The sequence below is a fragment of the Kosakonia sp. YIM B13588 genome, from assembly GCF_042788165.1.
GTDB lineage: Bacteria > Pseudomonadota > Gammaproteobacteria > Enterobacterales > Enterobacteriaceae > Kosakonia > Kosakonia sacchari.
The window spans coordinates 42,529-67,937 of the sequence record NZ_JBHZPO010000002.1 but is presented as its reverse complement, the minus strand read 5'-3'; the positions used below and the strand labels follow the sequence as shown (position 1 = coordinate 67,937).

The window sequence follows — 25,409 nt, the reverse complement described above, 5'->3', positions numbered from 1 at the left end:
GCTAAAGGTTCGCCTTTACAAAACAATAGGTTGTAAACCTGGCATGATTTTTTCATACTGCGTTCATTCTCGCAGGGGTTCGTTCCCCGGATACAAAAGGAAAAACTATGAAGTCTGTATTGAAATTTTCCCTGGCTGCACTCGCTCTCGCTTTTGCCGTTTCTTCTCAGGCTGCCGACAAAAAACTGGTTGTCGCCACCGACACTGCGTTCGTTCCTTTCGAATTCAAACAAGGTAACCAATATGTTGGTTTCGACGTGGATCTGTGGGCAGCAATCGCCAAAGAACTGAAACTGGATTACGAACTGAAGCCGATGGACTTCAGCGGCATCATCCCTGCGCTGCAAACCAAAAATATCGATCTGGCGCTGGCAGGTATCACCATTACTGAAGAGCGTAAAAAAGCTATCGATTTCTCTGACGGCTATTACAAAAGCGGCCTGCTGGTGATGGTGAAAGCCAACAACAACGACGTGAAAAGTGTGAAAGATCTTGATGGTAAAGTGCTGGCAGTGAAGAGCGGCACCGGTTCTGTTGACTACGCAAAAGCGAACATCAAAACCAAAGATCTGCGCCAATTCCCGAACATCGATAACGCGTATATGGAGCTGGGCACTGGTCGCGCTGACGCAGTACTGCACGACACGCCGAACATCCTTTACTTCATCAAAACCGCTGGCAACGGCAAGTTCAAAGCTGTCGGCGACTCTCTGGAAGCGCAGCAGTACGGTATCGCCTTCCCGAAAGGCAGCGATGAACTGCGCGAGAAAGTGAACGGTGCGCTGAAAACGCTGCACGACAACGGTACTTACAACGAAATCTACAAAAAATGGTTCGGCACCGAACCTAAATAATTATTAAAAAATAAAGCGTTACATCTCGGAGGCGGCTTTCGCCTCCGATGCTTTTTGTTAAAACCACGGTATACAGGAACACATCATGCAGTTTGACTGGAGCGCCATCTGGCCCGCCATTCCGCTTTTGCTTGACGGGGCCAAAATGACCTTATGGATCTCGATCCTTGGTCTGGCTGGCGGTATCGTTATCGGCCTGCTGGCCGGTTTAGCCCGTACCTATGGCGGCTGGATTTCTAACCACATCGCACTGGTATTCATCGAAGTTATTCGCGGTACGCCAATTGTCGTTCAGGTGATGTACATTTACTTCGCCTTGCCGATGGCCTTCCCCGATATTCGTATCGACACTTTCAGCGCCGCGGTGATCACCATCATGATCAACTCCGGGGCTTATATCGCCGAAATAACCCGCGGCTCCGTGCTGTCCATCCATAAAGGGTTCAGCGAAGCGGGCCAGGCGCTGGGGCTTTCCCGCGTTGAAACTATCCGCCATGTGATCATGCCGCTGGCGCTGCGTCGCATGCTGCCGCCGCTGGGTAACCAGCTGATCATCAGCATCAAAGATACGTCGCTGTTTATTGTTATCGGCGCAGCCGAATTAACCCGTCAGGGCCAGGAAATCATTGCCGGTAACTTCCGTGCACTGGAAATCTGGACCGCCGTCGGGGTGATTTATCTGATCATTACCCAGGCGCTGAACATCGTGCTCCGCCGTCTTGAAAAAAGGATGAAAATCCTGTGATTGAATTTAAAAACGTTTCCAAGCACTTCGGTCAAACCCAGGTGCTGCACAATATCGACCTGAACATTTCCCAGGGCGAAGTGGTGGTGATTATCGGGCCGTCCGGCTCCGGGAAATCGACGCTGCTGCGCTGCATTAACAAGCTGGAAGAGATCACCAGCGGCGATCTGATTGTCGACGGTCTGAAAGTTAACGATCCGAAAGTGGACGAGCGCCTGATTCGTCAGGAAGCAGGTATGGTGTTCCAGCAGTTTTATCTGTTCCCGCACCTGACCGCGCTGGAAAACGTCATGTTTGGCCCGCTGCGTGTGCGTGGTGCAAAGAAAGAGGACGCGGAAAAGCTGGCGAAAGATCTGCTGGCGAAAGTTGGTCTCGCCGAGCGAGGTCATCACTATCCGTCTGAGCTTTCCGGTGGTCAGCAGCAGCGTGTGGCGATTGCCCGCGCGCTGGCAGTCAAACCGAAAATGATGCTGTTTGATGAGCCAACCTCTGCACTCGACCCGGAACTGCGCCATGAAGTGTTGAAAGTGATGCAGGACCTGGCCGAAGAAGGCATGACTATGGTGATCGTGACCCACGAAATCGGCTTCGCCGAGAAAGTGGCATCACGCCTGATTTTCATCGATAAAGGCCGCATTGCCGAAGATGGCAACCCTCAGCAGCTGATCGAAAATCCGCCGAGTCAGCGCCTGCAGGAATTCCTGCAACACGTCTCCTGATTTACCCCGCCCCTCCTTGCGGAGGGGCACCCCCCCAGATTCTTCTCAATTCATCGCGGCTGCGCTACGGCATCTATACTTATCATTTTGCTGGACTTTCTCACCGGAGGAGCACATGCCGTGGATCCTGCTATTGATTGGGTTGTGGTGCGCGCCGTTACAGGCGGCGACGATACCCGGCATTACCTCTGCGACAACCACGCCTGCGCCTGCGACACAAACGAGTGAGCCTAACGTCGAGCAGAAAAAGGCCGCTTATGCCGCACTTGCGGACGTGCTGGAAAACGATGAGTCGCGCAAGGAACTGATTGATCAGCTACGTAAAGTTGCCGCCGCGCCAGCACAGGAGCCCGTGCCGGAACTCACCCCGCCGGAGGTGAAAGAGCAAAAAACGGTACTGGAAAACGTGACCGAGGTTAGCGAACATTATGGCGACGCACTGGCATCTCGTTTTGCTCAGCTGTATCGCAATATCACCGGTTCGCCTCACAAAGCTTTTAACCCGCAGACCTTCAGCAACGCCGCCAGCCATTTTCTGCTATTGGCTGCGCTGGTTTTTGCTTTCTGGTTTCTTGTTCGCTTAGCGGTATTGCCGCTGTATCGCAAAATGGGCGCCTGGGGACGGCGTAAAAACCGCGACCGCAGTAACTGGTTGCAACTGCCTTCAATGATTATCGGCGCGTTTATTATTGACCTGATGCTGCTGGCGTTGACGATCTTTGTCGGTCAGTTACTTAGCGCCAACCTTAACGCAGATAACAGCACCATCGCCTTTCAACAAAGCCTGTTTCTGAATGCCTTTGCGCTGATTGAGTTTTTTAAAGCAATTTTGCGGCTGGTTTTCTGCCCGCGTATTGCCGATCTGCGCCCATTTCGTATTACCGACGAAACCGCCCGCTACTGGCATCTGCGCCTGAGTGCGCTGAGCAGCCTGATTGGCTACGGTTTGCTGGTTGCAGTGCCAATTATTTCCAATCAGGTCAACGTGCAGTTTGGCGCACTGGCGAATGTGATGATCATGCTCTGCATTACCGTATGGGCGCTGTACCTTATTTTTCATAATAAGCGACAAATTCAGCACAACTTGATTGTCCTGGCGGATCACTCGCTGGCCTTTTTTAGCTTGTTTATCCGCGCTTTTGCGTTGATCTGGCACTGGCTCGCCAGCGCTTACTTTATTGTGTTGTTCTTCTTTTCGCTGTTCGATCCCGGCAACAGCCTGAAATTTATGATGGGCGCCACGGTCAATAGCCTGGCGATCCTGAGCATTGCCGCGTTTCTTTCTGGTGTATTGTCGCGCTGGTTGAATAAAACCATCACTCTGTCGCCACCGGTACAGCGCAACTATCCCGAACTGCAAAAGCGGCTCAATGGCTGGCTCTCCGCGTCGTTAAAAGCCGCACGGATTCTGGTGGTCTGCGCAACCATCATGCTGCTGCTGAACGCCTGGGGGCTGTTTGATGTCTGGCACTGGCTGAATTACGGCGCCGGTGAGAAAACCGTCGATATTCTGATCCGTATTGCCTTAATCCTCTTCTTCTCCGCCGTGGGCTGGACGCTGCTCGCCAGTATTATTGAAAACCGGCTGGCGTCGGATATTCACGGTCGCCCGTTGCCAAGCGCGCGCACCCGCACACTGCTGACGCTGTTTCGCAATGCGCTGGCAGTAGTGATAAGTACCATAACGGTGATGATTGTGCTGTCGGAAATTGGCGTCAACATCGCACCATTGCTGGCCGGGGCCGGGGCGCTCGGGCTGGCTATCTCATTTGGTTCGCAAACGCTGGTGAAAGATATTATTACCGGCATTTTCATCCAGTTTGAAAACGGCATGAACACCGGGGATTTGGTCACTATCGGCCCGCTAACCGGCACCGTGGAACGGATGTCGATTCGCTCCGTTGGCGTACGTCAAGATACCGGCGCGTACCACATCATTCCGTGGTCCTCGATAACCACTTTCGCCAACTTTGTGCGCGGCATTGGCTCGGTGGTGGCGAATTATGACGTGAATCGCCAGGAGGATACCGATAAAGCGAATCAGGCGTTAAAAGATGCTGTGGCGGAACTGATGGAGCAGGAGGAGATCCGCGGCTTGATTATTGGCGAACCATCGTTCGCCGGGCTGGTTGGGCTTACCAACACGGCCTTCACGCTTCGCGTCACCTGCACTACCCTGCCGCTGAAACAGTGGACGGTGCGTTTCGCCCTCGACACGATGGTGAAAAAGCACTTCGACCGCGCGGGCGTGCGCCCGCCGGTGCAGACATACCAGATGTTACCGGCAGCGGAAAGCGCAACACAGCCAGCGCCGCCCGCCAGCCCGCCACCGCCGACAGAACCTACCCTTTAAAACGCGACTGCGCCCAGCGTTTACGCTGGGCCTCATCGAGAAACGTCCAGGCGATAAAACGGCTCTGCTTCTGGCCCTGCGCCATCTCTTTTTTCATCACTTTCACGGCGCCGGCCTGGGTCAACGCGCGATAAAGGTCGGGCAGGTTATCACCGCGAGACACCAGCGAGGTAAACCACAACACCTGGCGCGCAAACTGTTGGCTTTCAGCAATCATCTTGCTGATAAAAGCCACTTCGCCGCCCTCGCACCACAACTCCTGTTGCTGACCACCAAAGTTAGCGGCGTCGCTGGCTGATTGCCCGAGGTTGCGACGCTTACGCTCGCTTCCGGCCTGCGCGCTTTGCGCGGAGTCGTGAAACGGCGGGTTGCAGAGCACCGCATCGTACTGCTCATTTTTATGAATAATGCCGGTGAGAATCGACGCCGGATCTTTTTGGCGACGCAACCGCACCGCGCGGCTCAACCCAGGGTTGGCGTTGATGATCGCCTGTGCGCTGGCAAAGGCCTGATCGTTAACTTCGCTGCCGGTAAAACGCCAGCCATACTCATGCGCACCAATCAGCGGATAAATGCAGTTTGCACCAGTGCCGATATCCAGCACACTGGCCTGCGTCGGCACGCTGCCGTCGTTGCTTTCCGCCAGCACATCCGCCAGATGGTGAACGTAATCCGCACGCCCCGGTACTGGCGGGCAGAGAAAGCCGTCCGGGATATCCCACTCGCGCACGCCATAGAATTGCGCCAGCAACGCTTTGTTCAGGGCTTTAACTGCCTGCGGCTCGGCAAAATTGATGGTCGTCTCACCATTCGGGTTCGTGGTAAGAAACGCGCGCAGTGACGGGTTCACGGCGCACAGCGCGTCGAGATCGTAGCGGCTGTGATGGCGGTTACGCGGGTGCAGACCCGGCTTTTGGGCATTCATGGCATTCTCCTGTTAGCAGCGGCGTAAGATACCCGTTGACGATGGTCGGGTAAATAAGTGAGGCTGAAGAATCTGTTTTTAACGACCGGAAAGCGCTATGTATTTTTATGAACCTGCAAAAGGTCATGGTCTACCCCATGATCCACTAAATGCCATTATTGGCCCGCGCCCCATCGGCTGGATCGCCTCGCTGGATGGGCAGGGTCGACGGAATCTCGCCCCTTACAGCTTTTTTAACTGCTTCAATTATCGCCCGCCGATTATCGGCTTTGCCAGCAGCGGCTGGAAAGACAGTGTGCGCAATATTAGCGAAACCAAAGAGTTTGTCTGGAATCTGACAACGCGTGCGCTGGCGGTGCCGATGAATGAAACATCCGCCTCTTTGCCGCACGGCGAAGATGAGTTTGCTCGCACAGGCCTGACTCCCGTCGCCAGCCGAATCATCAAGACGCCCCGCGTCGCGGAAAGCCCGGTCAACTTCGAATGCCGCCTCTCGCAGTGTATTCAACTGACCGCCGCAGACGGGACGCCGGTCGATAGCTGGCTGGTGCTCGGTGAAGTGGTTGCCGTGCATATTGATGAGACGTTGCTGGAAAACGGCATCTACCAGACGGCAAAAGCGCAGCCGGTGTTACGCGCAGGCGGCCCTTCAGCCTATTACGGCATTAGCGAAGCGCAGCGTTTCGATTTGACGCGCCCGGACAACCGCTAGCCCCCTTCGCAGGGCAACAATTTTACCGTTCGCCCGGCCCAACATCAGCGCCGCCGGGCAGTTTGCTATAATTATGGTTTTGGCTCAGGAGATCACATTATGGCTTCAGGTTGGGCAAATGATGGCGCAGTGCAGCAGCAAATCGACAGCACCATTGACGATGCGGTAGCGCGAGCGCGCAGCGGTTTACCTTCCGGCGAAAGTTTAAAGGCTTGCGAAGAGTGCGGAGAACCGATCCCGGAAGCCCGGCGTAAAGCGATTCCCGGCGTACGCTTATGCATTACCTGCCAGCAGGAGAAAGATTTACATAACTCTACATTTGCAGGATATAATCGCAGAGGTTCGAAAGACAGCCAGCTACGTTGACCTTTCCTGACGCCTGTAACCAGCGCAAGCGGTTGCCTTTACATCCACAAAACCCCGCCCTGAACGTAGCAAAATGTGCCGCAAAAATGGATGCCAGCCCGAGCGGCGGCAAATTGCATTATTTTCATCCTTAAATATAATTAAATTCAATAACTTAGGGTTTATTCAATTTTTTAGAACAAGGCCGTCAATTCTCTTCGATTTTATCTCCCGCCAAAAACCGTGATACTCATCACATCGACGGAACATTGTCCCCCATACAGAATAACCTGCGAGAAATTAACGATGAAAACCATCAAATATGCTGTTGCTGCTATCGCGCTGTCTACCCTCTCTTTCGCTGCTTTCGCGGCACAATCAGTCACCGCTGCCCAGGCAGATAATCTGAATAAAATCGGTGTTGTTTCCGCTGAAGGCGCGACCACGCTGGACGGACTGGAAGCCAAACTGGCCGAGAAAGCACAAGCCGCTGGCGCAACGGGCTACAGCATCACGTCCGCGACAGGCAATAACAAACTGAGCGGCACCGCGGTTATCTACAAATAACCGAAACACGCGTTTTACCCCCGGCAAATTAACCCTCTGCCTGGGTGCTCCACCCTCATTAACCCTGTTGTTACCCTGTTTTGCCCGTCCAGAAATGTGACGGGCTTTTTTTCGTTAGAAACTTTGCGCAACCCGCGCCAGACCCTCTTCCAGCGTCGCCACTTCACCCGTCGCCACCAGACAGCAGGCGATCTGAATTTTGAGCGACTCCGGCACCGCTTCACTTCCCGCGAGGCAGCGTTCTGTCCAGCGCGCAGTACTTTCCGCGTCTTTCGCTGCTCCGTCACTTGCCGCTGGTGCAGCATCGTCACGCGCATAAAGCACGCGCTCTCCCTGCGCATCAATCAGGTTGATTTGCGGGCACCGTTGCGGGTTGGCATAAACTTCCCCTTCCGTGCCATGCATCAGCAAGCCGCGTCCGCCAATATCGGCAAAGAATTTCCCCACCCGCGTGATGTACTCCGGATGCGAAACGCTGGACAAACGCAGCGCGGCGTCTTTTTCAAACGGCGTTGCCAGCTTCGCCAGCGTATGCGCGCTGTTGCGCACGCCCATCCGCCAGCGCATCGCCAGCTGTTTTTCCAGCGGTGGGCAGAGTGCGCTCACAGGAATATAGACCGGGTGATGTCCCTCCAACTTCGCCTGCGCCTGGCCGGCGTGCAGCGTGGCATCAATTCCCAGCAGTTTGAAAATGCTCTCCGTCACCACGCGCGTCGGATCTTCAGTAACGCCATGGACCACAACCGGAAAACCGAGTTTGTTGAGCAAAATGGCCAGCAGTGGCGTCAGGTTCGCCTGCTTGCGCGCGCCGTTATAGCTGGGGATCACAATCGGCATCGGCTTCGCGACCGGCGGCGTCAGTTTCAGAGTGTGCTGCTGCATCGCCTCGTAAAAGCCGAGCATTTCCGCTTCCCCTTCCCCTTTGATACGCAGGGCAATCAAAATGCCGCCCATCTCCAGATCCGGCACTTCCCCCTTCAGCATCTGCGAGTACAGGCCACGAGCGGTATCGAAATCCAGATCGCGGGCGTGGTTTTTCCCACGACCAATTTCTTTAATGATTTTGCGGTAATCCATAGCGACTCCTTGCGGGCTCACATCGTTAACGGCGTTTGCGACGCTTCTGTTCTGCTTTTTTCACAGGTTTCTTCACTATAACGTCCGGCATTGCCGGTTGTGAAATAGGAAACACAGGTAGCGCGTCGAGCAGCCGTTTACCGTAGTTTTTGGTCAGCAGCCGTTTATCGTAAATCACCACTTCGCCACGGCAACTGTGGCTACGAATAAGCCGCCCCACTTGCTGAATAAGGTTAAACGACGCGCTGGGCAGGCTCTGCACTTCAAAAGGATAGCGGTTCAGGCTTTTCAGCCACTCGCCTTCGGTGATCACCACCGGGCTGTCGATAGGCGGAAAGGCAATTTTATGGATGTGAACCTGCGTCAGGTAATCACCTTTGAGATCCAACCCTTCGGCGAATGACTGCAACCCCACCAGCACACTGCGCTCGCCATTATCGATACGTTTACGGTGCAGTTCCACCAGTCGATATCGCGGCTGATCGCCCTGCACCAGCAGCAATAAACGCAAGTCCGCGACATAGGTTAAAAACAGCTGCATCGCGCGCTGGCTGGCGAACAGCACCAGCATCCCTGGATGCGCTTTACTCTCAACCTGTTCGCGAAACCAGGTGGCCATTTCCGCAATGTGCTGCTCTTCGTTTTCCATCAGCGGCTCGTAGCGCATCTGCGGAATAACAATTTTTCCCTGCTCAACATGGTTGAACGGCGAATCAAGGGTGACGAAACGATCCCCAGCTTTCTCTTTTAAACCGCTCATCTCTTGCAGACGATTAAAACTGTTCAGCGAACGTAGCGTCGCCGAGGTCACCACGATGTGCGGAACGCTGCGCCAGAGCAGCTTTTCCAGCTGATCGCTCACGCGGATCCCCACGCAGTGGAACAGCAGATGCAACTGCCCGTCACGCGCCTCGCGAGTCGCCCATTTGGTCACCGGCGCACCGGACGCTTGTGCCATAGAGGCCAGCCGCCAGAGTTTGCTCTGGCTTTCGAACATGCCCAGCGCGCGGTTCATCTGCAAAATAACCCGGTGCAAACGCACAATGTCGTGGCTGCCCGTCTTCTCGCTTAAATCATTCAGGAACAGTTCTGCCAGCCCGCGCAGCATCTCCGTCAATTTTGCCAGCCGCTGGCAAATCTCCATCACTTCATTGGGCAGCTCACCCATCGCGAAGCGATATTCCGCTTCCTGACCCGCCGGAAGATAAAGGTTAAGAATGTTGTTAAGCGACGCGATAAGCGCGTAAAGCTCCTCGCAATGGGCGTTGAGCCGCTCCGGTGTCGCCAGCGGCGGCAGCGTTTTCGGGCGAAACTGCTCAAGGCAGGTCGCCACCAGTTTGGTGAACAGATCGAGCTGAAGCTGATACCAGGGCGCGGTGATTTCCGCCGTCATCTCCAGCGCATCACGCGCCACGTCCGGCAAATGGTGGCCTTCATCGAGCACCAGCAGCAGATTTTTTGGCTCCGGCAGCACCGCCTCGCTCTCCATTGCCGCCATCACCAGCGCATGGTTGGCGACCACCACTTCCGCTTCCTGGATTTCGCGGCGCGCGACAAAAAAGGGACATTCGCGGTAGTAGTGGCAATTACGGTTCAGACAACTGGCTTTATCAGTGCTGAGCCGTCGCCACAGATCATCGTTAATCGCCTTGTCAGTGTGATCGCGCAGGCCATCCCACTTGTAGCTGTCGAGATCCGCTTTCAGCGCCGCGCAACGTTTCTGCTCCTCCTGGTTACCCGGCGTCAGTTCATCGTCCAGAAAAGCCAGCAGATCCTGCTGATTCGGCTCGCTGCTTGCCAGCGCCGCCAGGTTACGCGGGCAGACATAGCGCCCACGGCCAAACGCGGCGGTAAAGCGTAAATCCGGGATAATTTTGCGCAGCAGCGGCAGATCTTTACTGAAAATCTGATCCTGCAACGCTACGTTCGCGGTGCTGACTACCAGCGTTTTTTGCTCTTCACGCGCGATGGCGATGCCCGGAATTAAATAAGAGAGCGTTTTCCCCACGCCGGTTGGCGCTTCGATTGCCAGATGACGCCCTTCATCCCCCGCCAGCGTTTTCGCCACGTCAGCAATCATCTGCCGCTGCGGCGCGCGGGGAATAAAGTCCGGGATCTGTTGTTGCAACGCCTTATACCAGGCGGCAATCTGCGCTTTTAGCGCGGCGGTAAGAGCCATGAGGAAACCTGAAATACTGTATAAACAGCCACTATTGTGGCATTTTTAGCGCCCGTAGGGTAACCCTTTTTGCCATGCCGGAAGCGCGCCCGCATATCCTGTGCGTCATCATTCTGATACAGGATATTTTTCACAACGCCGATCACAAATTGGCAGATCCATTCACCATTGCCGTTCAGGCCGCGTTGATCATTTATTCAGGCAATGCTAGTTTTTACCTGCATTACGCTTGTTACCGAATATCGGGCAAAACCTAAATGCAGAGAATGAGGGCGACATCCGCTCGCTGCTGTATTTACGTTTTGCCCGTTTTTGTTTGCAGGAGTTGGCGATGCTGGTCAAACAAATATTAAATAATAACGTTGTCAGCGCCATTGATGAGCATGGCCTTGAGGTTATTCTGACCGGGCGCGGCTTAGGGTTTAATACCCAAAGCGGTGCGCGCGTCGATGCGCAAGCCATCGAAAAAATATTCCATTTGCAGGACTCACAAGTCTCCGCACGTTTTAAAGATCTGGTCAGTGAAGTGCCGGTGGAAATAGTGCAACTCACCGCCGATATTGTTGCGCTGGCGCGATCTACGCTTGCACATAAATTAAGTGAAGGTTTGTACGTTACGCTGGCCGATCACTTGCACTTTGCGCTACAACGCACGGAAAAAAATGAAGTTTTACCCAATCCGTTAGAGTGGGAAGTGCGCCATTTCTATACCGAAGAGTACGCTATTGGCCGCCAGGCTCTCGGTATGATTGTCGCGCGTACCGGCACACTATTACCCGACAGTGAAGCCTGTAGTATTGCGCTGCATATTGTGAATGCCGGGCTGAACGATACGATGGGTAAAACCACAAAAATCACACGGCTTATTTATCAGCTACAGAATATCGTTAAATACTTTTTCACCCTGCCGCTCGACGAGCACAGCCTGAATTACCAGCGTTTCATTACTCATTTAAAGTTTTTCGCCCAACGGGTGATTGATGGTGTGGTGTTAAATAATGACGACGAAGAGTTATTCGCCATGGTGCAGCGTCGTTATCAAACCACCCTGAAATGCGTTGACGCGATTAACGAATTTGTTGGCAAAAATTATCACCACACGATGAGCAATTCGGAAAAACTCTACCTGACCGTGCACATCGAAAATGTGGTGCAGCGGATAGAGTCGTAAGGTAACAACGTCGCGCCTGCGACCCGAAGTATAAATTCTTTCCAGGCTTGTTACTGTTAAATCAGGCAAACCCCAGAGGAACAAAGCGCCGGTGGGTAACCGGTAATTGTTATGGCACCTGCCACGCAGGTGTCAGTCTGGAGGAATGACCATGAACTATCAGGATACCGCGCGGCAGATAATCAACAAGATCGGCGGCAAGGGCAATATTCTGTCACTGTTTCACTGCATCACCCGTTTGCGTTTCTTACTGAAAGATAACGACAAAGCCGATCGTGCCGCGCTGGAAGCGCTGGAAGGTGTGATTGGTGTAAACATTTCCGGCGATCAGTATCAACTCATCATTGGTAATGACGTCGCACCGCTGTGCGATGCCTTGCTGGCGAAATTACCGGGGGTCTCCGCCACCAGCGCAGCGCAATCCGGAAAACGCCGCAACCCGGTGTCGATGGTGCTCGAAGGGTTATCCAGTATCTTTTCGCCGATCATTCCGGCGATTGCCGGGGCCGGTATCCTGAAAGGTGTGCTGGCACTGATGGTGGCGATGCACTGGCTGGAAACCAGTAATCAGACATACCAAATCCTGCTCGCCATCAGCGATGGCGTGTTCTACTTCATGCCGCTGGCGCTGGCCTTCAGCGCGGCAGGTAAATTTGGCGCGAATCCTTACGTGGCCGTTGCGCTGGCTGCCGCCCTCTTCCACCCGGCGATTCAGACACTGTTTAAATCTGGCGCGCCGGTCCATTTTATGAGCCTGCCGGTGCCAACGGTGAACTACGCCTCCACGGTGATCCCGATCCTGCTCGCCGTCTGGCTGCTTAGTCGGGTGGAAAAGCTAATAGATCGCATCATGCCCGGCGTGCTGAAAACCATGTTCGTGCCGTTGTTAAGCCTGGTTATCGTCACGCCCATCACCTTGATTGCCATCGGCCCGCTGGGGATTTTCGCCGGGAACGCGCTCTCCAGCGGCATTATCTGGCTGGTGGAAAACGCCGGGATCGTGGCAGGCGTGGTGGTCGGCGGCACGCTGTCGATGATCATCATCACCGGTATGCACTACGTGCTGGTGCCCATCATGATCAACAACATCAGCACCATGGGCTTTGACCCGTTCAAAATTCTTTTCTATGTCGCCAACCTCGGTCAGGCAGGCGCGGCATTTGGCGTGTTCCTGCGCGCCCGCGACAAGAAATTGAAATCACTGGCGTTAAGTACCAGTTTCAGCGCCGTGATGGGCATTACCGAACCGGCAATGTACGGCATCAACATTCGCTACAAACGCCCGTTTGCCGCCGCGCTTATTGGTGGTGCCTGCGGCGGCGGCTTCGCAATGGCGATGGGCGTCAAAACTTATGCCTTCGCGCTAAGCGGTTTGCCCGGTCTGCCGGCGCTGGTTGGCCCGACGTTTATGTGGGCACTGGTCAGCATCGCTATCTCTTTTGTCTGTGCGGCTATTGTCACCGTGGTGCTTGGTTTTGAAGAGAACGTGGTGGCAGGTGTCAGCCCGATGCCGGTTGCGCGCAGCGAAGAGAAACTCTTCGCGCCGGTCAGCGGAGAACTGAAACCGCTTAATACCCTGAGCGATCCAGTATTTGCCGATGAAATTTTCGGCAAAGGGATCGCCATTTATCCCACCAGCGGCGAGCTGCGTTCTCCGGTCAACGGCACGGTGGAATCCCTGTTTGAAACGCATCACGCGCTGGCGCTGCAAAGCGATACCGGGGCAGAGATCCTGATTCATATCGGCATCGACACCGTGAAACTCGGCGGCAAACACTTCACCAGCCATATAACTGCCGGGCAAAACGTGGAGGTCGGTGATTTGCTGGTGAGCTTCGATCTGGCCGCATTGCAGGCCGCAGGCATTGATCCCAGCGTGATTGTGGTGGTCACTAACAGCGAACAATACGGCGATATCAGCCCGGTGAAAGTGAATGGCGATGTCGCCAGCCGGGACGCATTTCTCACACTGACCGCAAGCGCGGCATAAGGAGCAGAGGCATGGCATTTTCAAAAGCATTTCCGGAAGGGTTTTTATGGGGTGGCGCAACCGCCGCCAACCAACTGGAAGGCGCGTGGAATGTAGGCGGCAAAGGGCTTTCCGTCTCGGATGTTTACACCTTTGATAGCAGCACGCCGCGTGAGCGCTGGCTCGATCAGTGGCTGGGAATGACCCACGCGCAGATACGGGAAGCGCAGGATCCGCACAGCCAAAAATATTATCCGAAGCGCAAAGGCAACGACTTTTACCACCGTTTTAAAGAAGATATCGCGCTGTTCGCCGGCATGGGTTTCAAATGCTTCCGCATGTCGATCGCCTGGACGCGCATCTTCCCGCGCGGCGATGAAACCACGCCGAACGAAGCGGGGCTGAAATTTTACGATGAGGTGTTCGACACGCTGCTGGCGCACGGTATCGAGCCGATTGTTTCCCTCTCGCACTATGAAATGCCGCTGGCGCTGGTGACTGATTACGGCGGCTGGCCGAACCGCCATCTGGTGGATTTCTATGTGCGTTTCGCCACCACGGTATTCACCCGCTATCGCAAGAAAGTGAAATACTGGATGACCTTTAACGAGATCAACTGCGTGAAACATCACCCGTATGTCAGCGTGGGCGTGATCGAGGAGGACAACCCGCATCTGGAGCAGGATAAATACCAGGGCGCGCATCATCAGTTTGTCGCCAGTGCCCTTGCGACCAAAGCCTGCCATAACATTATTCCCGGCTCGCAGGTCGGCTGCATGATCAGCTACCAGATGCTCTACCCGCACACCTGCCATCCGGACGATTTGCAAGCCTGCGAAGAGATGCAGCGCGTGTCGCTGTTCTTCAGCGATGTGCAGGCGCACGGTTATTACCCCGCCTACACCGACCGCATGCTGGCCGAAAAAGGCGTAACGCTGCAAAAAGTGGTCGGCGATGATGAGATCCTGCGCCAGCACCCGGTGGATTTCGTCTCCTTTAGTTACTACATGTCGAGCACCGTCAGCGCGCACCCGGAAAAACTGGAAGGCGCGGAAGGCAACATGATAACCGGCGGCATCCGCAACCCGCATCTCCCTACCAGCCAGTGGGGCTGGCAAATCGACCCGAAAGGGCTGCGCCTGGCGCTCAATCAGCTCTATGACCGCTACCAGAAGCCGCTGTTTATTGCCGAAAACGGCCTTGGCGCGGTGGACACTGTTAACCCGGATGGTTCCATCGATGACGATTACCGCATCGATTATCTGCGCCAGCACGTTGAGCAGATGAAAGAGGCCATCGCCGATGGTGTGGATCTGTTCGGCTACACCTGGTGGGGGCCAATTGATGTAGTTAGCGCGGGTACCGCGCAGATCTCCAAACGCTACGGCTTTATCTATGTCGACCAGGACGATATGGGCAACGGCACGCAGGCGCGTTCGCTGAAGAAAAGTTACCACTGGTATAAAAAACTGATCGCCTCGAACGGCGAAGACTTAGCCGATTAAGGAGTAGATATGTCTGTTTTTCCGAAAGATTTCTTATGGGGCGGCGCGATTGCCGCCAACCAGGCGGAAGGTGCGTGGAATGAAGATGGCAAAGGGCCGTCCATCGCCGATGTGGTACGCGGCGGTATCGCCTCCGGCAAACACGATGCGGTGATTGACCCCAACCTTTACTATGCCAGCCACGAAGCAGTGGACTTTTATCACCGCTACAAAGAGGACGTGGCGCTGTTCGCCGAGATGGGTTTTAAATGTTTTCGCACCTCGATTGCCTGGTCGCGCATTTTCCCGCGCGGCGATGAAACCACGCCTAACGAAGCCGGTTTAGCGTTTTATGATTCGCTGTTCGATGAGCTGCGAAAGTATGGCATTGAGCCGGTTATCACGCTCTCGCACTACGAAACGCCGCTGACGCTGTATCAGGAGTATGGCGGCTGGAAGAATCGCCAGTTGATTGACTTTTTTAGCCGCTACTGCGAAACGGTATTTCGCCGCTACAAAGGCAAGGTCAAATACTGGATGACCTTCAACGAACTGAACAACATGAACCGCATGCCGTTCGCCACCGGCGCAGTGGATGCCGATGCCGGTGCGCAGGCGATCTGGCAGGCCAATCATCACCAGTTTGTCGCTAACGCGCTGGCCAACAAGTTGTGCCACGAGATTATCCCTGAGGCGAAAATCGGCTGCATGTTGTCGCTGAGCACCGTCTACCCGGCAACCAGCAACCCGCAAGACATCTTCTCGACCATGCAGTTGCGCCGCCGTTCGCTGTTCTTCTCGGATGTGATGATGTTCGGGCAATACCCGGCGTATGCGCCGCGTCTGTTCCGCGAACTGGGCGTCAAGCTGGAGATTGCCGGGGGCGATCTGCAACTGCTGGCAGATTACCCTTCGGACTACCTCGGCTTTAGCTACTACCGCAGCGTGCTGCACCAGGCAGGCGGTCAGTTCCGCATTGATACCGGTGGCACGGCCGGGCTGGACAACCCGTATCTGGAGAAAACCGAATGGGGCTGGCCCATTGACCCGCAGGGTTTTCGCATCGTCTGTAATGAACTGGCAGATCGCTACCGTAAGCCGCTGTTTATTGTTGAAAACGGTTATGGCGGCGTGGACGAACCGGACGCCAGCGGGCAAATTAACGATGACGCCCGCATCGATTATGGCCGTCGCCATATCGAAGCCATGGCGCAAGCGATTGAAGATGGCTGCGACATTATGGGCTACACGTGGTGGGGGCCAATTGACATTGTCAGCGCCGGGACGGGTGAGATGAAAAAACGCTACGGCTTTATCTATGTCGATAAAGACAACGACGGCCACGGTACGCTCACGCGCAGTAAGAAGAAGAGTTTTGGCTGGTATCAACAGGTTATCGCCAGCAATGGCGAAGTGCTGTAAGGTTAAAACCGGGAAGCGCTGCGGCGCTTCTCTTATTTTGGCCTGTTGACGATAAAGGTTTACGTATGAGTACATGGCATCTGGTTGACCCCGAGCTTCGCCCCGCTCTGCAATCCTGGACACCTTCCACGCTGAACGCCGACGCACTTCCCGCCCTACGCGAGCAGCGCCAGCAAGCCGCGCTGCAAGCCATGCATCTTGATGATGGGCTGGCGCTGGTGATGCACGAACAGCATATTGCGGGTGCCAGCGGTGTACCCGCCGTGCGTGTACGCGTGATCGCCCCAACGACACGTCGCGCCAACCGGATGGGGATTTTGCATCTGCACGGCGGCGGTCATCTGTTTGGCAGCCCCGAACAATCTTTGTCGCTCACCCGCCCGACAGCCGCGCACCATGACTGCGTGGTGGTCTCTGTCGATTACCGCTTATCGCCGGAAACCCGCTTCCCCGGTTCGCTTAATGACAGCTATGCCGCACTGGTGTGGATGGTGGAAAACGCGGCGCAATTAGGCATTGATGCTAACAATATCGGTCTGATGGGCGACAGCGCAGGCGCGGGGGTTGCCGCCGCTCTGGCGCTGCTGGCGCGCGATCGCGGTGGACCGACACTGGCGTTTCAGAACCTGATGTTCCCGATGCTCGATGATCGTACGGTGGTCGGGACGGAGCAAAACCCGGTGACGGGCGAATTTATCTGGACGCGGGAAAACAATGCGTTTGGCTGGCATGCGCTGCTTGGCTGTGAACCCGGAAGTGTTGACGTATCACCGTATGCCGCTCCGGCGCGCGCCGATAACCTTGCCGGGCTACCGCCAACATGGATTGGCGTTGGCACGCTGGATCTGTTTCTTGATGAAGATATGGCATACGCGCAGCGGTTAATACGTGCGAGAGTCGAGGTGGAGCTGAATGTCTGGCCGGGGGCGTATCACGGTTTTAATTCCGACCTGCAGGCGAGCATTGCACAGCGGGCCAGAGAGACGCGCCAGAACTGGCTGGCGCGTTTTAACCGCTAATTACTCGGCGGCAGAAGGCTTACGCGGGCGACGACGGCGAGACGGGTTGCCCGCCGGCGCCGCGCCGCCATCAAGACGGCGTCCACCGGTTGGTTTCGCAGCGCCGCCATCAAGACGGCGTCCGCCCGCTGGTTTCGCACTCACTTCACCACGGCGTCCACCCTCTTGCTTCGCAGCGCCACCTTCGGCGCGGCGCGGTGAACGCGGTTTCTGACCTTGTCCTTCACCTTCACTGCGGCGCGGTGCAGACTGACCACGGCCACCGCCGCCCTGCCCGCGACCACTGCCCTGACGACCGCCACCCTGGCCGCGACCATTCTGGATCGGCTCGGCTTTGATCGACGGATCCGGCTCATAACCGTCAAGGGCAATGCGCGGGATCTCTTTTTTCAGCAGGCGTTCGATATCGCGCAGCAGTTTATGTTCGTCAACGCAGACCAGCGACAGCGCTTCGCCGGTCGCCGCTGCACGGCCGGTACGGCCAATACGGTGCACGTAATCTTCCGGCACGTTCGGCAGTTCGTAGTTCACCACATGCGGCAACTCTTCGATATCGAGCCCACGCGCCGCGATGTCGGTCGCCACCAGCACACGAATGTCGCCAGATTTGAAATCTGCCAGCGCACGTGTACGCGCGCCCTGGCTCTTATTGCCGTGGATCGCCGCACTGGTGATGCCGTCTTTATTAAGCTGCTCCGCCAGGTGGTTAGCGCCGTGTTTCGTACGGGTGAAGACCAGCACCTGCTGCCAGTTGCCCTCGCCAATCATCTGCGACAGCAGTTCCCGTTTGCGTTTTTTATCGACGAAATGCACATGCTGCGTCACCTGCTCAGAGGCGGTGTTGCGCCGCGCTACTTCGATCTCCAGCGGATTACGCAGCAGCTTTTCTGCCAGCTGTTTGATCTCATCGGAGAAGGTCGCGGAGAACAGCAGGTTCTGACGCTTCGGCGGCAGTTTTGCCAGCACGCGGCGAATATCGTGGATAAAGCCCATATCCAGCATGCGGTCGGCTTCGTCCAGCACCAGGATTTCCACGCTATCGAGTTTCAGTGCGTTCTGGTGTTCCAGATCCAGCAGACGCCCCGGTGTCGCCACCAGGATATCCACGCCGCCGCGCAGCTTCATCATCTGCGGGTTAATGCTCACGCCGCCGAATACCACCATCGAGCGGATATTCAGGTATTTGCTGTACTCCTGAACATTTTCACCCACCTGCGCCGCCAGCTCACGGGTGGGCGTTAAGATCAGCGCACGGATCGGGCGACGGCCTTTGGCGTGCGGCTCGTTTTGAATCAGGCGTTGCAACAGCGGCAGCGTAAAACCGGCAGTTTTACCGGTGCCGGTCTGGGCGCTCGCCATCAGATCGCGGCCTTGCAGCACCGCCGGGATAGCCTGCTGCTGAATAGGGGTCGGCTGAAGATAACCCTGCTCGGCAACAGCGCGCAGGATTTCCGGGTTCAGGCCAAGGGCATCAAAAGACATAACAACTCCACACCGCCCCGACCTGTGAACAGGTGTAGTTTTCGAGGAGATAATAATTTGGCTGATGACAAAAACCACAATGTCATGAAGGGGCGGAGTGTATCAGCTTTTGTGATCACACGCATAAAATATCCCTCCGGGAGCGGAATGCGCGATATTAACGCACCGCTAACTGGACAAGCCTAAAATTTAGCCATAAAGTTAATCAATCGATTGATTAACTCTCATCACTACCATGCATACAACACCGACCACCAGCCGGGGTGAACAAGCCCGAAACCAGCTGATTGCCGCCGCGCTGGCACAGTTTGGTGAATATGGCTTACATGCCACCACGCGGGATATCGCCGCACAAGCCGGGCAGAATATCGCCGCGATCACTTACTATTTTGGCTCAAAAGAGGATTTATATCTCGCCTGCGCGCAGTGGATTGCCGATTTTATCAGCGACAATTTTCGCCCGCATGTACAAGCCGCCGAAGAGTTGTTCGCCCAGCCCACGCCGGATAAAGCTGCCATTCGCGAGCTGATCCACCGCGCCTGTAAAAACATGATTGTGCTGCTCACCCATGACGAGACGCTCAATCTGAGCAAATTTATCTCCCGCGAGCAGCTCTCGCCGACGCGCGCTTACCAGTTGGTGCATGACCAAGTGATTGCGCCGCTGCACAGCCACTTTACGGCGCTGCTCGCCGCCTACACCGGGCGCGACGCTAAAGATACGCAAACCATTATTCATACCCATGCGCTTATCGGCCAGATCCTCGCCTTTCGCCTCGGGCGGGAAACCATTTTGCTGCGCGCAGGATGGACGCAGTTTGATGAAGAGAAAGCGACACAGATTTATCAGGTCATCACCTGTCATATCGATCTTATCTTGCAAGGATTAACGAACAGGAGTTCAACGTGATGAAAAAACCCATCGTCGTGGTAGTGATAGTTGTGGTGGTACTGACCGCGCTCGGCGGCGGCTGGATGTGGTATCAAAGCAAGCAAGACCGCACGCTCACCCTGTACGGGAATGTCGACATCCGCACGGTGAATTTAAGTTTCCGCGTTGGCGGGCGACTCTCTGCGCTGAACGTGGATGAAGGGGATGCGATAAGCGCCGGGCAAACGCTTGGCGAAATAGACAAAGCGCCCTACGAAAACGCGCTGTTGCAGGCACAGGCCAATGTCGCAACAGCACAGGCAAAATACTCGCTGGCGACCGCCGGTTACCGCGATGAAGAGATAGCCCAGGCTGTCGCCGCCGTGCGTCAGGCACAAGCGGCGTATGATTACACGCAGAACTTCTTTCAGCGCCAGCAGGGGCTGATGAAAAGCCGGGCGATTTCGGCAAACGATCTGGAAAATGCCCGCTCGTCACGGGATCAGGCCCAGGCAACGCTGAAATCGGCACAAGATAAACTGAGCCAGTACCGCGCCGGTAATCGCCCGCAGGAAATCGCCCAGGCGAAAGCCAGCCTTGAGCAGGCCGAAGCCGCGCTGGCGCAGGCGCAACTGGATCTGCATGACACCACGCTTATCGCGCCAAGTAACGGCACAGTGCTGACGCGCGCCGTCGAACCCGGCAGCATGCTCAACGCCGGAAGCACCGTATTAACCCTTTCTCTGACGCGCCCGGTATGGGTTCGCGCCTATGTGGGTGAACGCAATTTGCACCAGGCGCAGCCGGGGCAAGAAATTTTGCTGTATACCGATGGCCGCCCGGATAAGCCTTATCACGGCAAAATTGGCTTTGTTTCACCCACCGCCGAATTTACGCCAAAAACCGTCGAAACCCCGGATTTGCGTACCGATCTGGTCTATCGCCTGCGCATTATTGTGACCGATGCCGATGACAGCCTGCGCCAGGGGATGCCCGTTACGCTGCGCTTTAGCGGCGAGGCGCGCCATGAGTGATGCGGCTATCCACCTGCACGGCCTGGTTAAGCGCTTTGCCGGAATGGAAAAACCCGCCGTCGCGCGACTGGATTGTGAGATCAAAGCGGGATATGTCACCGGCCTTGTCGGGCCGGATGGCGCCGGAAAAACCACGTTGATGCGCATGCTCGCCGGGTTGATGCGCCCGGATGAAGGCAGCGCACAGGTGATGGGTCTCGATCCTATAGCCAATGACAGCGAACTGCATGCCATGCTCGGCTATATGCCGCAGAAGTTTGGCCTGTATGAAGATTTAACGGTCATGGAAAACCTCAATCTGTATGCCGATTTGCGCAGCGTTACCGGCGAGCAGCGCCGCCAGACGTTTGCGCGGCTGCTGGAGTTCACCGCCCTCGGCCCGTTTACCGGGCGACTGGCCGGGAAACTCTCCGGCGGAATGAAACAGAAGCTGGGGCTGGCCTGCACACTGGTGGGTGAACCGAAAGTGCTGTTGCTGGATGAGCCGGGCGTCGGTGTTGATCCCATTTCCCGTCGCGAACTGTGGCAGATGGTGCATGAACTGGCCGGCGACGGCATGCTGATCCTCTGGAGCACGTCGTATCTTGATGAAGCCGAGCAGTGCCGCGATGTGCTGTTGATGAACGAAGGCGAACTGCTGTATCAGGGCGAGCCGAAAGCGCTGACAAAAACCATGGCCGGGCGCAGTTTCCTCGTCACCAGCACCGAGGAAAATAACCGGCGCTTGCTGCGCCGCATTCTTAAGCAGCCGCAGGTCAGCGACGGCATGATTCAGGGCCGCTCTGTGCGCATGATCCTGAAAAAAGGGGCGCAAGCGCAGACGTTGCAGCAGGCAGAAAATATGCCTCCCCTGCAAATCGAGGAGACGGCGCCGCGCTTTGAAGATGCCTTTATCGACCTGCTTGGCGGTGCGGGCACCTCCGAATCACCGCTGGGGGCGATTCTGCATACGGTGGAAGGCAGCGCGCAAGAGACGGTGATTGAAGCCAAATCGCTGACCAAAAAGTTTGGTGATTTCGCCGCGACCGATAATGTCAATTTCGCCGTCAAACGCGGAGAGATTTTTGGCCTGCTCGGCCCGAACGGGGCGGGGAAATCCACCACCTTCAAAATGATGTGCGGTTTACTGGTGCCGACTGATGGCCAGGCGCTGGTGCTGAATATGGATCTGAAAGTCAGCTCCGGCAAAGCGCGCCAGCACCTGGGGTATATGGCGCAGAAGTTCTCCCTTTACGGCAACCTGACGGTGGAACAAAACCTGCGCTTCTTTTCAGGCGTCTACGGCCTGCGCGGGCGGGCGCAGAACGACAAAATCGACCGCATGAGCGAGGCTTTCGGGCTGAAAAGTATCGCCAGCCATGCCACCGACGAACTGCCGCTCGGCTTTAAGCAGCGGCTGGCGCTGGCCTGCTCGCTGATGCATGAACCGGACATCCTGTTTCTGGATGAGCCCACCTCTGGCGTCGATCCGCTGACGCGGCGCGAGTTCTGGCTGCATATCAACAGCATGGTGGAAAAAGGCGTCACCGTGATGGTGACCACCCACTTTATGGATGAAGCGGAGTATTGCGATCGCATTGGGCTGGTCTATCGCGGGAAGTTAATCGCCAGCGGCACGCCGGATGCGCTGAAGGCGCAAACCGCCGATGCGGATCACCCGGACCCAACAATGGAGCACGCGTTTATAACGCTTATCCACAACTGGGATAAGGAGCATCACGATGAGCGTTAAAGTCCTCTCCTGGCGACGCGTGCGCGCGTTATGCGTGAAAGAGACGCGCCAGATTGTGCGTGACCCGAGTAGCTGGTTGATTGCGGTGGTGATCCCGCTGCTGCTGCTGTTTATTTTCGGTTACGGTATTAACCTCGATTCCAGCAAATTGCGCGTGGGCGTACTGCTTGAACAGCACAGCGAAGAGGCGCTCGATTTTACCCATACGCTGACCGGTTCGCCCTATATTGATGCCACCATCAGCGATAACCGCCAGCAGTTGATACAGATGATGCAGGCCGGGCGCATTCGCGGGCTGGTGGTGATCCCGGTGAACTTCGCCGCGCAAATGGCACGCCCTGGCGACAGCGCGCCGATTCAGGTGATAACCGATGGCAGCGAACCGAACACCGCTAACTTTGTGCAGGGTTATGTCGAAGGCATCTGGCAACTCTGGCAGCAGCAACGCGCGGAAGATAACGGGGAAACGTTTAAGCCGCTGATTGATGTGCAGACGCGCTACTGGTTTAACCCGGCGGCTATCAGCCAGCATTTTATTATCCCTGGTGCGGTGACCATTATCATGACGGTGATTGGCGCGATCCTCACCTCGCTGGTGGTGGCGCGCGAATGGGAGCGTGGCACCATGGAAGCGCTGCTCTCCACCGAGATCACCCGTGCGGAACTGCTGCTGTGCAAACTCATTCCCTATTACTTTCTTGGCATGCTGGCGATGGGGCTGTGCATGCTGGTGTCGGTGTTTATTCTCGGTGTGCCGTATCGCGGCTCGCTGCTGATCCTCTTTTTAATTACCAGCCTGTTTTTGCTGAGCACCTTAGGCATGGGGCTGTTGATTTCCACCGTCACACGCAATCAATTTAACGCCGCGCAGGTGGCGCTTAACGCCGCGTTTTTACCGTCGATTATGCTGTCCGGTTTTATTTTCCAGATAGACAGCATGCCCGCCATTATTCGCGTGGTGACGTACATTATTCCGGCTCGTTATTTTGTCAGCACCCTGCAAAGCCTGTTTCTGGCGGGCAATATCCCGATAGTGCTGGTAGTGAACGTGCTGTTTTTAGTCGCCTCGGCGGTGATGTTTATTGGCCTGACGTGGCTGAAAACCAAACGCAGACTGGATTAAGGAAAAGCCATGTTTTACCGTTTACTGACGCTTATCCGCAAAGAGTTGCAATCGCTGCTGCGCGAGCCGCAAACCCGCGCCATTTTGATCCTGCCGGTGCTGATTCAGGTGCTGCTGTTTCCTTTCGCCGCCACGCTGGAAGTGACCAACGCCACGATCGCTATCTACAACGAAGATAACGGCAAACACGCCGTCGAACTGACCCAGCGTTTTGCCCGAGCGAAAGCCTTTACTCACGTTTTGTTGCTGAACAGCCCGCAAGAAATTCGCCCAACCATCGACACGCAAAAAGCGCTGTTGCTGGTGCGCTTCCCTGCAGATTTCTCGCGCAATCTCGACAGCGGCATTACCGCGCCGATGCAGTTGATTCTGGATGGGCGTAACTCGAACAGCGCGCAAATCGCCGCCAATTATTTGCAGCAGATCGTCAAAGATTATCAACAGGAGCTGCTCAGCGGGCGGGAAAAGCCAAACAACAGCGAGCTGGTCGTGCGCAACTGGTATAACCCAAATCTCGATTACAAATGGTTTGTGGTGCCGTCGCTGATTGCGATGATTACCACCATCGGTGTGATGATTGTCACCTCGCTGTCGGTGGCGCGTGAACGTGAACAAGGCACGCTCGATCAACTGCTGGTTTCACCGCTGGCGACGTGGCAAATCTTTGTCGGTAAAGCGGTGCCGGCGCTGATTGTCGCCACGTTCCAGGCAACGATTGTGCTTGGCGTGGGCATTCTGGCATACAAAATCCCCTTCGCCGGTTCGCTGCTGCTGTTCTATTTCACCATGCTGGTATATGGCTTGTCGCTGGTGGGTTTTGGCTTGCTGATCTCGTCGCTCTGTTCAACCCAGCAGCAGGCATTTATTGGCGTGTTTGTCTTTATGATGCCGGCGATTTTGCTCTCCGGTTATGTGTCGCCGGTGGAGAATATGCCAGTCTGGTTGCAGGATCTCACCTGGGCGAATCCGATCCGCCACTTTACCGATATTACCAAGCAGATTTACCTGAAGGACGCCAGCTTTACGATTGTCTGGCAGAGTTTGTGGCCGCTGCTGGTGATTGCGGCGACCACCGGTTCAGCGGCGTATGCGCTGTTCAGACGCAAAATCATGTGATTCGTTTTTCGGCTTGCGTACGGGCAGGTTTGTTTGCCCGTCTGTTTTACTGCATTAGCGGTGATCGTGAGGATTGGCTGCGCTGCCGCGTTGATGCAGGCCGAAGGATTTAGCAGGAAGTTTTCTCTCTTTGGTGAGCAGCGACACCACCGCCGGTCCCGCGAGGATCGCCAGCCCGGCCACCGCCAGCAAATAGTTATTTTGCAATATGCGGGAGAGCAGCCAGATAACAATCAGCGACGCGCCAAAATACCAGGTGGTGGTCAGCTCCTCCAGCACATCGCCGAACTCGCGCCAGCGCGCTTCATGGTGGCGCTGGAGAAACAGCATCAGCAACACGGAAATGCCATACAGCACGCACAGCCCTAAGCCAACACGCACCAGCGTGCCGCTCATCCAGCCCATCACCAGCAGCGTTACAATCAGTACGTGCAACATAATCTGCCAGCAACTCAGGCCAGTCGCGACACGAACACGTTGTTGCCACTTCATGGTTTCTCTCCTGGAGGA

The 25,409-nt window shown here is 55.7% G+C and carries 22 protein-coding genes; 17 read left to right on the top strand and 5 right to left on the bottom strand.

Annotated elements, in window-relative coordinates; translation table 11 throughout:
* Positions 1 to 107 precede the first annotated feature (107 nt).
* The 4 genes from glnH (at position 108) to ybiO (ending at position 4,671) form a co-directional block, all read left to right on the top strand.
* Positions 108 to 854: a glutamine ABC transporter substrate-binding protein GlnH gene (gene glnH / locus ACFX4U_RS06070; RefSeq protein WP_017456023.1), complete on the top strand. Its 747-nt coding sequence runs from the start codon at positions 108 to 110 to the stop codon at positions 852 to 854.
* 85 nt (positions 855 to 939) lie between these two features.
* Positions 940 to 1,599, top strand: coding sequence for a glutamine ABC transporter permease GlnP (gene glnP / locus ACFX4U_RS06065; protein WP_017456022.1), 660 nt, complete (start codon positions 940 to 942; stop codon positions 1,597 to 1,599).
* On the top strand, positions 1,596 to 2,318 hold the full coding sequence (gene glnQ, locus ACFX4U_RS06060; protein ID WP_305736672.1) for a glutamine ABC transporter ATP-binding protein GlnQ: 723 nt from the start codon (positions 1,596 to 1,598) through the stop codon (positions 2,316 to 2,318). The genes glnP and glnQ overlap by 4 nt, the downstream gene beginning before the upstream one ends.
* 115 nt (positions 2,319 to 2,433) lie before the next feature.
* A complete protein-coding gene (ybiO, locus tag ACFX4U_RS06055; RefSeq protein ID WP_313508762.1) occupies positions 2,434 to 4,671 on the top strand; it encodes a mechanosensitive channel protein in 2,238 nt (745 codons plus the stop codon).
* Here ybiO and rlmF read toward each other — a convergent pair.
* Complete coding sequence (rlmF, locus tag ACFX4U_RS06050; RefSeq protein ID WP_313508764.1) at positions 4,661 to 5,596, bottom strand: 23S rRNA (adenine(1618)-N(6))-methyltransferase RlmF; 936 nt, start codon at positions 5,594 to 5,596, stop codon at positions 4,661 to 4,663. The genes ybiO and rlmF overlap by 11 nt on opposite strands.
* Before the next feature lie 97 nt (positions 5,597 to 5,693).
* On the opposite strand from rlmF, the gene ACFX4U_RS06045 reads away from it, so the two are divergent.
* The 3 genes from ACFX4U_RS06045 (at position 5,694) to ybiJ (ending at position 7,220) form a co-directional block, all read left to right on the top strand.
* Positions 5,694 to 6,308: a flavin reductase family protein gene (locus ACFX4U_RS06045; protein ID WP_313508766.1), complete on the top strand. Its 615-nt coding sequence runs from the start codon at positions 5,694 to 5,696 to the stop codon at positions 6,306 to 6,308.
* A 99-nt stretch (positions 6,309 to 6,407) separates the two neighbouring features.
* Complete coding sequence (locus ACFX4U_RS06040) at positions 6,408 to 6,674, top strand: DksA/TraR family C4-type zinc finger protein (protein WP_313508768.1); 267 nt, start codon at positions 6,408 to 6,410, stop codon at positions 6,672 to 6,674.
* Between the two features lie 285 nt (positions 6,675 to 6,959).
* Positions 6,960 to 7,220: a DUF1471 family protein YbiJ gene (gene ybiJ / locus ACFX4U_RS06035; RefSeq protein ID WP_305736676.1), complete on the top strand. Its 261-nt coding sequence runs from the start codon at positions 6,960 to 6,962 to the stop codon at positions 7,218 to 7,220.
* 114 nt (positions 7,221 to 7,334) lie between these two features.
* On the opposite strand, the gene ybiB is transcribed toward ybiJ, so the two are convergent.
* Positions 7,335 to 8,297: a DNA-binding protein YbiB gene (ybiB, locus tag ACFX4U_RS06030; RefSeq protein ID WP_313508772.1), complete on the bottom strand. Its 963-nt coding sequence runs from the start codon at positions 8,295 to 8,297 to the stop codon at positions 7,335 to 7,337.
* Between the two features lie 25 nt (positions 8,298 to 8,322).
* Complete coding sequence (dinG, locus tag ACFX4U_RS06025; protein WP_313508775.1) at positions 8,323 to 10,476, bottom strand: ATP-dependent DNA helicase DinG; 2,154 nt, start codon at positions 10,474 to 10,476, stop codon at positions 8,323 to 8,325.
* Positions 10,477 to 10,807: 331 nt separating this feature from the next.
* Between dinG and licT the strand changes: the two genes are divergently transcribed.
* The 5 genes from licT to ACFX4U_RS06000 all read left to right on the top strand — a co-directional run bounded on the left by licT (position 10,808) and on the right by ACFX4U_RS06000 (position 17,541).
* Complete coding sequence (gene licT, locus ACFX4U_RS06020; protein WP_313508778.1) at positions 10,808 to 11,647, top strand: BglG family transcription antiterminator LicT; 840 nt, start codon at positions 10,808 to 10,810, stop codon at positions 11,645 to 11,647.
* A gap of 151 nt (positions 11,648 to 11,798) precedes the next feature.
* On the top strand, positions 11,799 to 13,637 hold the full coding sequence (locus ACFX4U_RS06015) for a beta-glucoside-specific PTS transporter subunit IIABC (protein WP_313508781.1): 1,839 nt from the start codon (positions 11,799 to 11,801) through the stop codon (positions 13,635 to 13,637).
* An 11-nt stretch (positions 13,638 to 13,648) separates the two neighbouring features.
* Complete coding sequence (locus ACFX4U_RS06010) at positions 13,649 to 15,121, top strand: 6-phospho-beta-glucosidase (RefSeq protein WP_349350600.1); 1,473 nt, start codon at positions 13,649 to 13,651, stop codon at positions 15,119 to 15,121.
* Positions 15,122 to 15,130: 9 nt separating this feature from the next.
* On the top strand, positions 15,131 to 16,522 hold the full coding sequence (locus tag ACFX4U_RS06005) for a family 1 glycosylhydrolase (RefSeq protein WP_313508785.1): 1,392 nt from the start codon (positions 15,131 to 15,133) through the stop codon (positions 16,520 to 16,522).
* A 65-nt stretch (positions 16,523 to 16,587) separates the two neighbouring features.
* The gene (locus ACFX4U_RS06000; protein ID WP_313508788.1) at positions 16,588 to 17,541 is read left to right on the top strand and encodes an alpha/beta hydrolase; all 954 of its coding nucleotides are present in this window, start codon (positions 16,588 to 16,590) and stop codon (positions 17,539 to 17,541) included.
* On the opposite strand, the gene rhlE is transcribed toward ACFX4U_RS06000, so the two are convergent.
* On the bottom strand, positions 17,542 to 19,023 hold the full coding sequence (gene rhlE, locus ACFX4U_RS05995; protein WP_313508790.1) for an ATP-dependent RNA helicase RhlE: 1,482 nt from the start codon (positions 19,021 to 19,023) through the stop codon (positions 17,542 to 17,544).
* Positions 19,024 to 19,258: 235 nt separating this feature from the next.
* Between rhlE and cecR the strand changes: the two genes are divergently transcribed.
* Genes cecR through ACFX4U_RS05970 form a run of 5 tightly spaced genes read left to right on the top strand, consistent with a single transcriptional unit; the run spans position 19,259 to position 24,899 of the window.
* The gene (gene cecR / locus ACFX4U_RS05990; protein ID WP_020457113.1) at positions 19,259 to 19,933 is read left to right on the top strand and encodes a transcriptional regulator CecR; all 675 of its coding nucleotides are present in this window, start codon (positions 19,259 to 19,261) and stop codon (positions 19,931 to 19,933) included.
* Entirely contained in the window at positions 19,933 to 20,928 is a 996-nt protein-coding gene (hlyD, locus tag ACFX4U_RS05985) for a secretion protein HlyD (RefSeq protein WP_380218668.1), read from the top strand. The genes cecR and hlyD overlap by 1 nt, the downstream gene beginning before the upstream one ends.
* Positions 20,921 to 22,660, top strand: coding sequence for an ATP-binding cassette domain-containing protein (locus ACFX4U_RS05980; protein ID WP_313508793.1), 1,740 nt, complete (start codon positions 20,921 to 20,923; stop codon positions 22,658 to 22,660). Before hlyD ends, ACFX4U_RS05980 begins: the two co-directional genes overlap by 8 nt.
* Positions 22,650 to 23,783 carry an ABC transporter permease gene (locus ACFX4U_RS05975; protein ID WP_305736686.1) on the top strand — a complete coding sequence of 378 codons (1,134 nt, stop codon included), beginning with the start codon at positions 22,650 to 22,652 and terminating at the stop codon, positions 23,781 to 23,783. The genes ACFX4U_RS05980 and ACFX4U_RS05975 overlap by 11 nt, the downstream gene beginning before the upstream one ends.
* Positions 23,784 to 23,792: 9 nt before the next feature.
* A complete protein-coding gene (locus tag ACFX4U_RS05970) occupies positions 23,793 to 24,899 on the top strand; it encodes an ABC transporter permease (protein WP_097400668.1) in 1,107 nt (368 codons plus the stop codon).
* Positions 24,900 to 24,953: 54 nt separating this feature from the next.
* Here ACFX4U_RS05970 and ACFX4U_RS05965 read toward each other — a convergent pair whose 3' ends face one another.
* Positions 24,954 to 25,391 carry a YbhQ family protein gene (locus ACFX4U_RS05965; protein ID WP_313508802.1) on the bottom strand — a complete coding sequence of 146 codons (438 nt, stop codon included), beginning with the start codon at positions 25,389 to 25,391 and terminating at the stop codon, positions 24,954 to 24,956.
* Positions 25,392 to 25,409: the final 18 nt, after the last annotated feature.